13 protein-coding genes are annotated in these 13,580 nt (G+C 46.8%); 10 read left to right on the top strand and 3 right to left on the bottom strand.

Annotated features, from left to right (window positions below):
* Positions 1 to 106 precede the first annotated feature (106 nt).
* Entirely contained in the window at positions 107 to 1,627 is a 1,521-nt protein-coding gene (locus M3629_RS19855) for a DUF6359 domain-containing protein (RefSeq protein ID WP_435368251.1), read from the bottom strand.
* A 359-nt stretch (positions 1,628 to 1,986) separates the two neighbouring features.
* Here M3629_RS19855 and M3629_RS19850 point away from each other — a divergent pair, with 359 nt between their 5' ends.
* Positions 1,987 to 2,139 carry a hypothetical protein gene (locus M3629_RS19850; RefSeq protein WP_167375706.1) on the top strand — a complete coding sequence of 51 codons (153 nt, stop codon included), beginning with the start codon at positions 1,987 to 1,989 and terminating at the stop codon, positions 2,137 to 2,139.
* Between the two features lie 204 nt (positions 2,140 to 2,343).
* On the top strand, positions 2,344 to 2,871 hold the full coding sequence (locus M3629_RS19845) for a GNAT family N-acetyltransferase (RefSeq protein WP_251509722.1): 528 nt from the start codon (positions 2,344 to 2,346) through the stop codon (positions 2,869 to 2,871).
* 540 nt (positions 2,872 to 3,411) lie between these two features.
* On the opposite strand, the gene M3629_RS19840 is transcribed toward M3629_RS19845, so the two are convergent.
* Positions 3,412 to 4,194 carry a Crp/Fnr family transcriptional regulator gene (locus tag M3629_RS19840; protein WP_251509721.1) on the bottom strand — a complete coding sequence of 261 codons (783 nt, stop codon included), beginning with the start codon at positions 4,192 to 4,194 and terminating at the stop codon, positions 3,412 to 3,414.
* Positions 4,195 to 4,463: 269 nt separating this feature from the next.
* Here M3629_RS19840 and M3629_RS19835 point away from each other — a divergent pair, with 269 nt between their 5' ends.
* From M3629_RS19835 to M3629_RS19805, 7 genes are all read left to right on the top strand, one after another.
* On the top strand, positions 4,464 to 5,297 hold the full coding sequence (locus M3629_RS19835) for a hypothetical protein (protein ID WP_251509720.1): 834 nt from the start codon (positions 4,464 to 4,466) through the stop codon (positions 5,295 to 5,297).
* Between the two features lie 384 nt (positions 5,298 to 5,681).
* Positions 5,682 to 6,107 (top strand): GAF domain-containing protein, encoded by a 426-nt coding sequence (locus M3629_RS19830; RefSeq protein ID WP_251509719.1) that lies wholly within the window; start codon positions 5,682 to 5,684, stop codon positions 6,105 to 6,107.
* A gap of 117 nt (positions 6,108 to 6,224) precedes the next feature.
* Entirely contained in the window at positions 6,225 to 6,875 is a 651-nt protein-coding gene (locus M3629_RS19825) for a response regulator (RefSeq protein WP_090919046.1), read from the top strand.
* Entirely contained in the window at positions 6,868 to 7,983 is a 1,116-nt protein-coding gene (locus tag M3629_RS19820) for a sensor histidine kinase (RefSeq protein ID WP_251509718.1), read from the top strand. Before M3629_RS19825 ends, M3629_RS19820 begins: the two co-directional genes overlap by 8 nt.
* 338 nt (positions 7,984 to 8,321) lie before the next feature.
* Positions 8,322 to 8,816 carry an Lrp/AsnC family transcriptional regulator gene (locus tag M3629_RS19815; protein WP_251509717.1) on the top strand — a complete coding sequence of 165 codons (495 nt, stop codon included), beginning with the start codon at positions 8,322 to 8,324 and terminating at the stop codon, positions 8,814 to 8,816.
* 12 nt (positions 8,817 to 8,828) lie between these two features.
* Positions 8,829 to 9,416, top strand: coding sequence for a chromate transporter (locus M3629_RS19810; protein WP_251509716.1), 588 nt, complete (start codon positions 8,829 to 8,831; stop codon positions 9,414 to 9,416).
* 1 nt (position 9,417) lies between these two features.
* On the top strand, positions 9,418 to 9,963 hold the full coding sequence (locus M3629_RS19805) for a chromate transporter (protein ID WP_251509715.1): 546 nt from the start codon (positions 9,418 to 9,420) through the stop codon (positions 9,961 to 9,963).
* 139 nt (positions 9,964 to 10,102) lie between these two features.
* Here M3629_RS19805 and M3629_RS19800 read toward each other — a convergent pair whose 3' ends face one another.
* On the bottom strand, positions 10,103 to 12,478 hold the full coding sequence (locus M3629_RS19800) for an Ig-like domain-containing protein (RefSeq protein WP_251509714.1): 2,376 nt from the start codon (positions 12,476 to 12,478) through the stop codon (positions 10,103 to 10,105).
* Positions 12,479 to 12,751: 273 nt separating this feature from the next.
* Between M3629_RS19800 and M3629_RS19795 the strand changes: the two genes are divergently transcribed.
* Entirely contained in the window at positions 12,752 to 13,357 is a 606-nt protein-coding gene (locus M3629_RS19795) for a class I SAM-dependent methyltransferase (protein WP_251509713.1), read from the top strand.
* Positions 13,358 to 13,580: the final 223 nt, after the last annotated feature.

The following is a 13,580-nucleotide window of genomic DNA, read 5'->3' as shown; positions in this document are numbered from 1 at the left end:
GAGTGACATCACCAGCTTCTTTGCGTTTGTTTAACGTTGCTTCGTATTTTAAATGATTGTCATTCTAAATCCTTATCTAAATTCTAATTTAGCCCTGACTTACCCATTATTGAGCCTTGCCGTACGAACCTGCTTTAAATGTCGTTGGATCATACCACTTGTACCCTGCCGCTGGCGCAGCCCACGGCTCAAGCTGTGGCTCGGTGGAGCTTGCTGGTGTCTCCATTGGCAACAAGCTTGTTGCTGTATCAAGGGTCAGACCTGGCACTTGGGACAGGCTGGTGTAACTTTCTTTGACCGCCAGCCATTTCACTGTATTCACGAGGAACGTAGCATCATTCACCTCTTTGAAACCATCGTAGGTTTTCTTGGTGGCTCCGTTTTCTTCACGCAAATACTTTGGCGATGCATCTTCAACCGGAGAGGAATCACCGATGAATGCCGCTTTTCCTGCGCCTACTTTGGCAACCGCAGCGTACGCCCCTTCTGCTCTTCCGCCACCGTTATATACGCCCTGATCGACAGCGTTATTCCATTTGGACACGCCGGCCGGAACATACACCAAACCTTTGGCTTTGTTCGGGTCCATAATGGCAATCGTTGAGCCGGCATGCATCGCTACAGCTTGTACACCTGTCGTGATGCCAAAAGCCTGTGAAGGTGCAACGATATCTGTGGCGTTCACATCACCCAGCGCGTTATAACGGAAACGAACGCCGAAGTTGGTTCCGAGCCAGTCGGAACTGGTCACGCCTTGCATCGCCGGGGATTCCGCTTCGGCAGAGGACATGCCCTTGGCTGGATTCAGGAAAGCACCACGGCGGTAGCCGTTGAACACTTCGGAAGAATCCCAGCGGTTTTTGTTTCGGTCTGCATTATAGTGATCGGAGATGAAGAAGACACTTCCGCCATTCTGTACATATTGCAGGAGCGCAGCCTGCTCCGTGGCCTTGAATGGCACGTTAGCTTCGCCGATGACAAACACGTCGTAGTCTTTCAATTTGTTATAGGTGTACGCTTGCTCACCAAATGTATACGGGATGCTGCGTTCCAGCTGATCCACGGTAAAGCCTGCGTTTCGCAAACCATTCGCAAAGTCTGAAAAAGCTCCATCGATAATCCAGTCAGCCGCACCTGCGGTCTGAGCATGCGTGTTATCAAACAACACTTTTTTGCCGTTGCCGCCCGGAAGAGGTGTGCCCGGGTTCGGATTTGGCTCGGGGTCAGGGTTCGTGGTACCTGAAGAGAGGGTAATCGACGTAGGATTTTTGACACCAGCATAGCTGTTATAGGCGCCAAGCGTTCCCGTTACGATAATTTTTTTACCTACCAGACTTGGGTTTGAAGCCAGTCCATATTGAGCACGGAAAGAAGAAGAAACTTGCACATCCAGCAGTTTGGCGTTCGAGCGCTCGGATGCAGAATCTGCAATCAGCACATTGAAATCATTGGCATACGGTGAGGTAAACTTGGCCGTCAGTGACCCGGTCGCATGTCCCACAACATAACCTTCGACGGTTGCCGTGCCTCCGCTGCTCTGGGCAGCAATCGCTTGTGATACGGTAAGTGGTGCTGCGGCTTGAACCGGAGCCTGAACCCCCGGAGCAAATAACGTAGTTGCCATCATAACAAAGACCAGGAATGCCCCGATCCAGTGCTGCCTTAACGCCTTTTTCATATACCCCTTCTCCTCCTCCATAACGTATGATGCTTGTCCCTATCTAATTTAAAGCTTCATATGATGAATTCCTCTCGATTTATGTAAAATTTTTGAAAAATTTTATAGTCCACAACGGTCATCATGAGCCTATTTCCTGAAAAAAGTTGAGTTATCGCGTCGTTAGGCATTGCAATTTACCTAAGTTCGATGCATAATGACATTATATATGTGATAATGATTATCATTATTGAGCTTGTTTATTTTCAATTCCGATGATGATGCCAACCATGCTTACGACTTTATAGATAAAGGGGAACGAACATCGAATGAACACAACTCTGCAAAAGGCTGTCCTGCAGCTTGACGATTATTTGGATCTTCTGAACCTGGCGATTAACCTGGGTGACACAAGATGGCAAAAGGAGATCATCCGCAAGCTAGCCTACACATATCCTGCAACGACTTGCAACCAACCATAAAAACATACCGTCACATAAACGATTTTGGTAATTTTCTAATAGCCTGCGAGGAATTCAGTTGTATGAATTCGGTCGTGGGCTTTTTTGCGTGCATATGGTGCGGTACAATAGGATGTAATACGATGTGGAATCCATTCAGCAGTGGGATATGACCCACTCCAAGTAGAAAGAAGAAACCTGAGTTGGAGCAAAGGAGTGTACATTATGAAGCTTGAAACAGAAAGATTAATTCTTCGTGAAATTGTAGAACATGACTGGCCTCACATCCATACGTACACCTCGATGCCCGAAGTCACGGAACACACCGCATGGGGCCCGAACACGGAGGAGGATACCCGGGCTTATGTACAGGATGTCATTCGTATGCAGCTGGCCGAGCCGAGAGAAGGATATGAACTTGCCATTGTTTTGAAAAAGGAAGGGCTTCTCATCGGCGGTGCAGGGCTCCACCTTGTCGACCAGACCAATGCTGAGATCGGCTATGTGCTTCACCCTGCTTATCAGGGAAATGGATATGTGACCGAAGCCTGCCGCGCATTACTTCATTTTGGCTTCAAGGAACTTGGCGTTCACCGGATTTATGCCAAATGCCGTCCAGAAAACCCGGCTTCTGAACGCGTCATGCAGCGGATCGGTATGCAACGTGAAGGCCTTCTCCGGGAGCATTGGTTCTATAAAGGGGCATATCATGACTCGTCTCTCTACTCCATGCTGGGTCGGGAGTTAGAATAAATATCAGATGTGCTTACCTGCGGGTGAAACGAGGTACACAGTGGCAGCCAAAATTCTAACGATCACCACGAAGCTTATTTGGATGTTTTGTAGCTGTTTGGGATTCTAACGATCTCCAGTAATGCTATTTCACTAAAAAACCGCAAACAAGCTACATTTTCGTGTAAATTTTGAGAAATAACGTCTCTCCTGATCGTTAGATTTCCAAATGGGCTAAAACACATAAAATAGGCTCATCTGAAATCGTTAGCCGCGGGAGAGCGAGACCCGATAGTTGGAAAAGCTACATAACAAAAAGTAGGAAAAAGGATGAAACAGCCCGCGCCGCTTCATCCTTTTTCCTTTCTATTCATTCGTTCCATTTCGCTACTTTAGTTCCGTTTTACTCTATTTCGTACCGTTAGTTCTGTTTTGTAAATTTTCGTTCAGTTCCGTATCCGTTCCATTTTTGTTATGTTCTATCCGTTCCGATCTCGTGTCTCCCCACCCATGCGTTCTCTCTAATTAACTGTTTTGTTACCTGAATCTACTGAGTATGGCCTACAGACGACACAGTTCTTTCGGACAGCTTGGGAACGAAGGACATCCACACATGCAACGTAATGAAGCCATGTCCCGAATCATTAATTTACCTTCCAGCATATCGAGGGTGCCCTGCTCCTTCCACGCTCCGAGCATACGTGTAACACTCTCCCGAGTTGCCCCGATCATCTCAGCGAGTTCAGTGTGGTTCAGCTTCATCTCCAGCACGATGCCATCTGGAACAATCTTGCCATACGTATTGCTGGCACGGATCAGTGTCGAAGCAAGTGCACCTGCTTTGCCGTAGAGCAACAAGTCACGGAATCTCGACTGTGTAATCCGCTGTGCAAGTGCCATCCATTGCAGGAATTTCAGCGCAAGATCCCCATTTTTGCTAAGCACACTTTCGAGATCCGTCAGCGAGATGATGGCCAGTTCCCCTTTTTCAGCCATCTCTGCACTGTAACTGTGGTTCAATCCGCCAATACCGCCGAATTCACCGATCAGATCGCCTCTTTGCTGGATCGACAGAATAATCTCTTTGCCATCCTCCGTCGATTTGGTCAACTTCACTCGTCCCGAACGAATGTAGTACAGATATCCAGCTTCATCACCTTCCAAAAAGAGACTGTATCCCGACTTTACTTTTTTAGGCTGCATTTTCTCTTCGATCAGACTCCATTGCTCCGGTGTAACAAAAGACAGAATCCCGCCTGTTCGCTGTGTCATCTTGCCCGCCTCCGTCTGTGTCTGCGTCTGCTCTACTTTTCGGGTGATTCTTTCCACGAATACTGTACCCATAACTTTCGTCCCCCTCGGTGATTCCTTATGTTTACATCATATCGTGAATCAGTTCGAAAGGTTATCGGGGGATTACCTGATCTTTGGCGGGAAACTCCCCCAATTCGCTGTGAGAAAAGTCACATATCCCCAATAATGCCCCATTTGCGAGTGATCTTATCTTGCATTGTCAAACTTTTACGATAGTGCTAGCATACAGTTAAATGCTTGTGAGTGTTCAATCTTGCGAATTTACAATCTTATGCATCTCCGGAACAGGAGGAATACATATGTTATCGTTAGATCGTGATCTTTGGGCAAAACTGTCAGGCCCCTATGGGTCAGCAGAAGATGCACCCCGCCTATTGCAACAATTGCAGCAGCAATTCAGCCAAGAGGTCTTTGACGAACTGTTTCAGGAATATCTGTTTCATCAAAATACAATCTATACGGCTACCTACGCCGCCATGCCATTCCTAGCTCGTCTGGCATGTACGACTTCCGATTCAGCAGTGCGCAAGGAACTGTATATCAACTGCGGTATTATTGAAGCAAGCCGCGATGAGCGACACCAAACGCCATATCCGCCATCCTGGACTGAGCTGGCTGATGAGGTGGGAAGTACGGTCTGTACGCAGGTGTACACTGATTATGTAGAAGCTATCGACCAGCTCAGATCACTGACAGAACAAGTGCTGACCGATGTTGCTGAGCTATCCACAGATGATACGGAGAAACGTTACGTCCTTATTGCGGATGCCGCATTCCGCGAATCCTATATCGTCGCGAATATGCTGATGACATTTTCGGACGGGGATGAGTATGTGGCTGAGTGCCCAGCTTGCGCAAATGAAGTGTACATATGGCCTGATGAACATTATGCTGTGCCTCTGAAAGCCTACGAACAAGACCCTGTTTTTCAACCTGATCAGGAAGCTCATGCTATCATTCCCGCTTCTATATGGACAGATGAGGAGACAGGAATTCTAGCAGAACGGACAGCAAAGATCGGAGAACAGACACTGTCCGCGCATCTGCCCTATCTGGCAGGCAAAACAACATGTCCCTCTTGTCATGAGAATATCGCAGTATGGCCGGCATTACTGAGCACATTTATAATGTAGAAGAAAGATACGTGTACATTCTCTAACCTTGTATGAGAGTCTTCCTTAAAAAACACTCATTCCAGAATACACATTCAAACGAAACAGTTGGCGAAGATTGCCGGCTGTTTTTTCATTCTTATGCTTCTCGGAGTAATCCGGTGCCCACGTTCAGTAGTTTCCAGAAGTGAAATAGGGGTATTCCCTGAATTACAAGGCTGACGAAACAGTCTACAATAGAACTAACATCGGAATAACCCGATTGTAAACTGATTCTCCCATCCAACGAGCCTTGAGTTCAAGGTTACCTATATGTTGTGACAACGATGAACGACCACGATAATGAAGGAACCGTAACGAGTGAAGAACAGATCATCATATGATTTGAAAAAGGAAGTGTCCCTCATGCATGATGAAGTCCCATCTGCCGTTCAGGAGATGATGAGCGGCCTGTGTCAGAACACCACCGGCGATTTTTGCGGAATGGCTTGTGTGTCTGGATCAATGCTGCGCTGGAAGTATACCTTCGGAGCAACCAATGAACGTGTCAAACGCATGGCTATGCGCCCTGGACAAGATCTGGTGGGTACAGCGCTACGAACCGGACGCACGGTTATGCTGGATGAGCAGTCCCGTGGAGAATATACCCCGGACCGTTGCCCGCTTATGCTTGCTGAACGACTCGTATGTGCTATAGCCGTGCCCATGTTCAGAGAAGGGAGTCTGCCCAACGGTGTATTGCTGGTGGGAAGCAGAACCCCTTGCACGTTTTCCCCCGAGATGATTGTACAAACCGAGCAAGCTGCCAGACAATTGGAACAATATGCATGAGCAGAATAAGAGAGCAGAAACACGGAATAAGAGACTTTTCGGAGATTCCCCCTCTGAAAAGCCTCTTTTTTTGGTATGATGGAGACAGATGATGGAATCGGACAGGGGGAAATGAATGTGATTCGACTGTTAGTTGTGGACGACCATGTGGTTGTACGCTCGGGGCTAATCGCCCTGCTGGAAGGTAAGAACGATATACATATTGTTGGCGATGCAGCCGATGGCGACGAGGCCATTGCCAAAGCACAGGAGCTGAAACCCGATGTGGTTCTGATGGATTTCAGCATGCCTCCGGGCAAGGATGGACTAACCGCTACGGCGGAGTTAAAAAAGCTAATGCCGGATGTATCCATTTTAATTCTTACGATGCACGATGACGAGGAGTACCTATTCCGCGCGATCCACGCGGGAGCTTCCGGGTATATCCTCAAAAGTGCACCCCACGAGGAATTGCTGGCCGCCATTCGTTCTGTAGCGGATGGGAGCGCCTATCTCTATCCAAGTGCAACCAAACGATTAATGAGTGAGTATCTGGACAAAGCCAAACAGGAAAATGCCGGGCCATACGATACGCTCTCGGATCGGGAGAAAGAGATCTTGTCCTGGATTGCCAAAGGATACGCGAATAAGGAAATTGCCGAGCATCTGGTCATCAGTGTCAAAACGGTGGAATCCCACAAAAGCAATCTGATGGAAAAGCTTGGCCTGCGCACCAGACCGGAACTGGTGAAGTTTGCGATGAAAAAGGGGTTGTTGAACTTTGAGTAAGCCACGCAAAAACAGACTCAGCGGATTAGCCGACCAATCTGTTCAGCACCTACTCAGCGAAATTGACAATCACATTTCGGACAATGAATTCCGAAGCAAACTGAAAGGTTCACTACACCAGCTCGGCGACCTGAAGTTTGCACTGGATGAATCCTCGATCGTAGCGCTGACGAATCGTTTAGGTAAAATCCAATACGTGAACGATAAATTTTGCGAAATTTCACAATATAGCCGCGAAGAGCTCATTGGTCAGGATCACCGGATTATTAACTCGGGGTACCACGGTAAAACCTTTATGAAGACGTTATGGGATACCATCTCTGCTGGCAAGGTGTGGAATGGCGAGATTCGGAATCGTGCGAAAGACGGCAGTTATTACTGGGTGAATACCACGATTGTTCCTTTTCTCGATAACGATGGTGAGCCCTATCAGTATTTAGCTGTGCGAAGTGAGGTGACCAAGCTAAAACAAGTGGAAGCCGAGCTGCAACAGATGATGTCGCAAGTCATGAATATTCAGGAAGAAGAGCGACGGCGCATCTCTCGTGATCTCCATGACGGGATTGGACAAAGCTTGTTCTCTCTCGTAATTCAGATGGACCGTCTGCTGGCCGATCAAGCTAACCCGGGCGTTGAAGCGCTACGAAAACAGGTTACGGGTATTATGGAAGATGTACGCGGTATGGCTTGGGAACTGCGGCCGTCCGTGCTGGATGATCTGGGTGTCGTTCCTGCCATTCGAACCTATATTGAGAACTATAACCGCCATTACGGCATCGAGGTTACTTTCGAATGTAATTTGCGCAAGCGGCTCGCGATGAACAGGGAGATTGCCATCTATCGCATCATCCAGGAAGCCTTAACCAATGTAGCCAAATATGCTGACGTTGCCGAGGCACAAGTGACCTTAGAAGATACGGAAGAGCTCACGCTCGTTGTTATTGAAGACCAGGGTGCCGGATTTAACGACACCACTGCGGGGAATGGTGTGGGACTATTCAGCATGGAGGAACGTGCACGGGGGGCAGGCGGTACATTACGTGTATCATCAGAACCCGGCGAAGGAACTACGGTTACGCTACTACTGCCTAAGACAGTGAACTCATAATGGGTGATTCATCACCATCCAAATAAACATCTTAAAACTAGCAACAACTCTTAATCTCCTGAGAGAAGCATCCTTGCTGATACAAACTCATGAAGTAACTTGTCCTAACAAGGATGTACTGACTGCCCGCATAAAGCGAGCAGTCTTTTTCTTTCACAGATACGACAAAATGAAGGTGCTCCCTTAAATATTTTTAACAATCCCCCCAAAATCAGTTGACGTTAGTTACGTTTCGTCATTAAACTATGAATGCTGCATGTATTAAGCGTACATTCAATTACTCTTTAAATTCGGATACACATCATGCAACATATGAAAACGAAAAGGGTGATTCAAACATGTCTCACAAACGTTCCTCCAAAGGTGGAGAAATTCCGCAAATGTACAATCTGGACGAGATGGATCGCAAAATCATTGCCGCGCTCCATGAGAACAGCCGGATTTCCTATACAGACCTGGGTACACAGATCGGATTATCCCGCGTAGCCGTTCAAGCTCGCATCAATGCATTATCGGAAAAAGGAATCATTGAACGTTTCACCGTTGTCATTAACCCAGGCAAGGTGGGGCTACAGGTCTCTGCCTTTTTTAATGTCGATGTGGAACCGCGCTTCCTGGATGAAGTTGCAGAGATGCTGGATGATGAGCCAGCGGTGACCAGTCTCTATCATATGACAGGCCCAAGTACCCTGCATATGCACGGTATTTTTGCAGATATGGAAGAGATGGAGCAGTTCATACTGGAGAAACTCTACAAGAGGCCTGGCATCGTCAAAGTGGAATCACAACTGCTCTTAAAACGATATAAAAGCCGCATGGGCATGAGACTCTAGGAGGATATCAGCATGAGTTGGAAAGATTACAACGGTCTCGTGGTCGGCATGGTACGAACCGGAATTTTGGGATATGGCGGTGGCCCCTCGGTTATCCCGCTAATCCGTTATGAAGCCGTCACCCGGTACAAGTGGGTCAGCGACGATGAATTCGGCGAGATTCTGGCGATTGCCAACGCCTTGCCTGGACCTATCGCAACCAAAATGGCTGCTTATCTAGGCTATAAAACAAAGGGAGTTCTAGGCGCTATTGTGTCCGTACTCGCTCATATTTTGCCGACAAGCATCGCGATTATTGCTCTACTCGGTTCGATGTACGCACTGCGTGAATCCAAGATTGTAGCGGGTATGGTAGCAGCCGTGCGCCCTGTCATTTTTGTGATGCTTGGTATGATGGCCTATGAATTTGCGATGAAAGCCTGGAAAGGCTTGGGTAAGTGGTTTGCTATTTTATTCGGTGTGACTGCTTTTGCAGCATTACAGTTACTCAATATTCATCCGGGACTGGTGATTACGGTGTTCCTGGTCTATGGTTTCTTCCATTTCGGGCTGGTACAGCGTATAAAATCCAAAGGTAACTCCGACAAGGAGGTATCGTAGGATGCTTCAGACATGGTGGGAATTATTTTGGGGATTTTTTGTAGCGAACATCCTCGGATATGGAGGCGGCCCCGCTTCCATTCCATTGATGCAGGAAGAGATTGTGAATCATTACCACTGGATGACAACCGAGCAGTTCGGTGATGTACTGGCAATCGGTAATGCGCTCCCAGGCCCGATTGCCACGAAAATTGCTGCATTTGTCGGATATCACGTCGCAGGCTGGTTTGGTGCATTAATTGCCAGCTTCGCTACCATTGTACCGTCAGCAGTTGCACTTATTCTATTACTTCGTTTGTTGAACAAACACCGGACTTCACCTAAGGTAAAAGGCATGACTCTGCTTGTTCAACCGGTGATCGCTGTGCTCATGATTCTACTCACTTGGGAATTCGGCCAAGTATCCTCGGACTCCATCGGCATCTGGCAGACGCTGATTATTGCAGGCATCTCCCTCTGGGTCATGACCAAAACCAAGCTGCACCCGGCAATTCTTATTCTTATTGCTTTTGCCTATGGTGCTTTGGTACTGTCACATACGATGTGACCAGATTAGATCGATAATGTGAATTATGAATTTGAGAAAAGGTATGTTTTCAACTCTGCATGTTACTCAAAAAGGTGATATCAGCATAATGCTGATATCACCTTTTTGACATTTACTATTTCTGATCCGTTCTCCAACCTTACTTGCTTTCGACCACAACATTAACCTTTGTTTTGACACCTGCAAAGGAAACTGTAATGACTGCTTTACCTTTACCATTCGCTTGAATGATCCCATCTTTTACGGAAGCCACCGCGATGCGGGAAGATGTCCAAAGTGCTGGCTTGGACACATTGGCTTCACTTCCATCCAAATATGTTGCGGTAGCTGCTACCGTTGCTTTATCGCCAAGTTTCATCGTTAACGTGACTTTATCGGTCTGTAAATATTTCAATGTATCTACATCCAGCGCAATCGTAATCGTTTTGCTACCGTACTTCGCCGTTATTCTTGCTTTACCTGAGTTAAGTGCCTTCACTTTGCCTTTAGTTACTTGAGCCACTTTGTAACTGTTCGATTTCCACTCGGCTTTGTCTGTAACATCCCGTTCACTGCCATCACTCAAGGTAGCAATCAACTTCAAATCCACGGTTTCACCGGATTTCAGAGAAAGAGCCGGTTCAGATGCTTCAATCCGTGAAATGACATCAACTTCAACCTGAATTGTGACTTTCTGTGAGCCGTATTCGGCGGTGATATTAGCTTTACCACTGCTATTACCTGTGATTACACCTTTTTTCACATCGGCTACACGAGCATTGCTCGATTTCCAAGTCGCATCGGCTGTGACGTCTTTCGCATTACCGTCACCATCCGTACCTGTAAGGATAATGGCTTGAGTTTCTTTTGCCGACAGCACGACAAAGTTCACATCCGCTTCTAGTCCGCTTGCCATTCCTACTTCTACAGGCAGTGTCAATGTTTTCCCTTCGATTTTAGCAGTAATCGTCGCTTTGCCTGTAGCTACGCCCGTAATAACCCCTTTGCTGTCGATCTCAGCGATTTTATCGCTGCTGCTGCTCCACGTTGCATTGTCGGATACATCCTTGGAAGTTTCACCATATATGGCAAGCACTTTGGCAGAAGTGGTTCCGCCAACAGCAACGGTTGCTTTCTTTTTATCCATCTCGTACTTGTCAGGCACGTCTACGTTTACCGTAAATTTCACTGTTTTGCCGCCATATGCTGAGGTAATTGTAGCTGTACCCGACTTGTAGGCGATGAGTTCACCACCAGAGGATACATATACAATATCAGCATTGCTGGACGTCCATGTCGCTTTGGACGTAACGTCCTCCTTGCTAGCATCAATGTATTCGGCATTCGCAGTCAGTTGTTTCGTCTTCTTGTCACCATTAACGCTCATGGCAAGTTTGTCGGTAACATCTTTGATATCCAGATATCTCGCCGTATCCACATCAACAGCGATCTCTACCGTTTTACCACTGTATGCTGCCTTAATCGTTGTGGACCCTGCACTTACTGCTGTAATCTGGCCTTTGAACACCGTCGCCACCTTCTCATTGCTGGATGTCCACGTTGCCTGGTCCGTTACATTCACATCACTACTGTTTGGGTATGAAGCTGTAACGGCAACTATAGCCGTTTTGTTGGTATCACTTAAACGGAAGAAGATGCTCTGTTTCGCTACGCTCAGCTTGCTCGTCTGATCAACGTCTACATCTACGGATACCGACTTGGTGCCGTATTTGCCTGTAATTTTGGTGGAACCTGCTGAATAACCTGTAATATTGCCTTTCAGCACATCTGCAACCTTTTCGTTACTGGATGTCCATTCTGCAAGATTCGTTACATCCCTCGTGGTTCCGTCTGGATAAGTGGCTGTTAATTTCACACTTTCCTTTTGCTTCAGCAGCAGGTTAATCTGACTTTTGTCCACGTCTACACGTTTGACTACTTCCACACTGACGTCAACCGCTACACTCTGACTGCCCAGCTTGGCTGTAATCACTGCTGTTCCTGCGCTTTGACCTGTTACTTTGCCGTTGACGACGGTAGCAACTTTCTCATCGCTTGTCGACCATTCAGCACTGCTGGCCGCCTGCTCACTCGTTGAATTATCACTATATGTTGCAGTCAGCAAAATATCTTCGGTATCTCCGGTACGGAGATCAAGATTTTGCACATTTTTTGAAAGGGCTTTGACTTTTTTAGTCACTTTGATTTGAATAGACTGACTTTGCCCCTGATATGCCACTGTAACCGTAGCTGTACCTTCCTTTTTGGCTGTTATTGAACCATTATATGCAGATGCTACCGAAGCATCGCTGCTTGTCCAGGATGAACTGATCGTAACGTTAGCCGAGGTATTATCTGAATATACCCCCGTTACGGTAACCGACCCGGAATCGCCAACTTCGAGCGACATTTCATTTTTAGAAACCACAATTTTGGACAGTTCTTTCTCTGCCGCAGTGGCCAAGCCTACGTTGGAAATACTCAGTATCAACACCAGCATCATCACCATGTACTTGGTCAATCTTGGCTTTAACATTATTTCCCTCCGATTAATCGTCAATTTTTTCCTACTCTAATTAATGTCGGCAAGAACTTTCCAGATGTTTAGACTTTCAGGAAATTTTCAGGTAATTATATGGAAAATCAACCGAATATGTCATTTACAATCGGGGCCATGTGAACATGTGTTGGGAAAAGGCACTGATCTTTAAATCCTATTCATAACCATACTTACGGCGCATAACCTGACTATAAGGAGTATGGTCAGGTTTGAGAACAACATCAATTATCTGAATCGGAGGAAATCATCATGAATCAGTCATTTGATTACATTCATTATTGGGAGCAGACTTATTCTTCAGGTAAAACATCGGGCAGAGGTTCATATGGCGTGCTGGCTGAATTCAAAGCCGAGGTGGTCAATGCGTTAATCCAGCGCGAGGGTATTCATCGGGTCATCGAATTCGGCTGCGGGGATGGAAACCAGTTGAAATATATGAACTATGGTGAATACCTGGGCATGGATGTGGCGGGCTCGTCTATAAAACAATGCGCTTCGCTATACGCCAGCGACCCTTCCAAAAGCTTCATGGTGTATACACCTGGCCTGTGGGTCAATCGCGGTTTTCTCCAAGCGGATCTAACCGTGTGCCTGGATGTGCTGTATCATATTACAGATGAAACGGATTTTCGGGCTACGCTAAGTGATGTTCTCCATGCCTCGACTCAATGGGTAGTGCTGTATACAAGGCTGAAGGAGCGAGGAAATACTGGCGTGCAGACCATACAAGATCGGAATCTGTTCCACTATTTATTTGATTATCCCGAATTCAAAGTGCATGAGATCATTCGCCAGAGATATCCCGAGCAGTCCTCTGCTGACTTTGTCATTCTGAGACGTTCGCCAGCGAAGTAAATCTATATCTGAAAAAAACGAAAATAGAACCAGCCTGTGTAGGCGGTTCTATTTCTTGCTTCTGTTAACTAGGATCACTTTACTCGCCATTCGTATGCGTTATGAGGCTTATTTAAACTTCAACGGTTCTGTAAACTATCTGGAGTATATTCCCCTGTCCATCCTCTACAATTCCGCCTGCAGACACGATATGTGTCGGAAATGACATTTAGGAATCTCCTCT

Source organism: Paenibacillus polysaccharolyticus (assembly GCF_023714295.1).
GTDB lineage: Bacteria > Bacillota > Bacilli > Paenibacillales > Paenibacillaceae > Paenibacillus > Paenibacillus polysaccharolyticus_A.
The sequence above is the reverse complement of the archived record's forward strand: the minus strand, read 5'-3'. Positions and strand labels throughout refer to the sequence as shown.

Coding starts and splice junctions, on each gene's coding strand:
- M3629_RS19855 (WP_435368251.1), bottom strand. CDS start 1,627: ATGATGGCAACTACGTTATTTGCTCCGGGGGTTCAGGCTCCGGTTCAA.
- M3629_RS19850 (WP_167375706.1), top strand. CDS start 1,987: ATGAACACAACTCTGCAAAAGGCTGTCCTGCAGCTTGACGATTATTTG.
- M3629_RS19845 (WP_251509722.1), top strand. CDS start 2,344: ATGAAGCTTGAAACAGAAAGATTAATTCTTCGTGAAATTGTAGAACAT.
- M3629_RS19840 (WP_251509721.1), bottom strand. CDS start 4,194: ATGGGTACAGTATTCGTGGAAAGAATCACCCGAAAAGTAGAGCAGACG.
- M3629_RS19835 (WP_251509720.1), top strand. CDS start 4,464: ATGTTATCGTTAGATCGTGATCTTTGGGCAAAACTGTCAGGCCCCTAT.
- M3629_RS19830 (WP_251509719.1), top strand. CDS start 5,682: ATGCATGATGAAGTCCCATCTGCCGTTCAGGAGATGATGAGCGGCCTG.
- M3629_RS19815 (WP_251509717.1), top strand. CDS start 8,322: ATGTCTCACAAACGTTCCTCCAAAGGTGGAGAAATTCCGCAAATGTAC.
- M3629_RS19810 (WP_251509716.1), top strand. CDS start 8,829: ATGAGTTGGAAAGATTACAACGGTCTCGTGGTCGGCATGGTACGAACC.
- M3629_RS19805 (WP_251509715.1), top strand. CDS start 9,418: ATGCTTCAGACATGGTGGGAATTATTTTGGGGATTTTTTGTAGCGAAC.
- M3629_RS19800 (WP_251509714.1), bottom strand. CDS start 12,478: ATGTTAAAGCCAAGATTGACCAAGTACATGGTGATGATGCTGGTGTTG.
- M3629_RS19795 (WP_251509713.1), top strand. CDS start 12,752: ATGAATCAGTCATTTGATTACATTCATTATTGGGAGCAGACTTATTCT.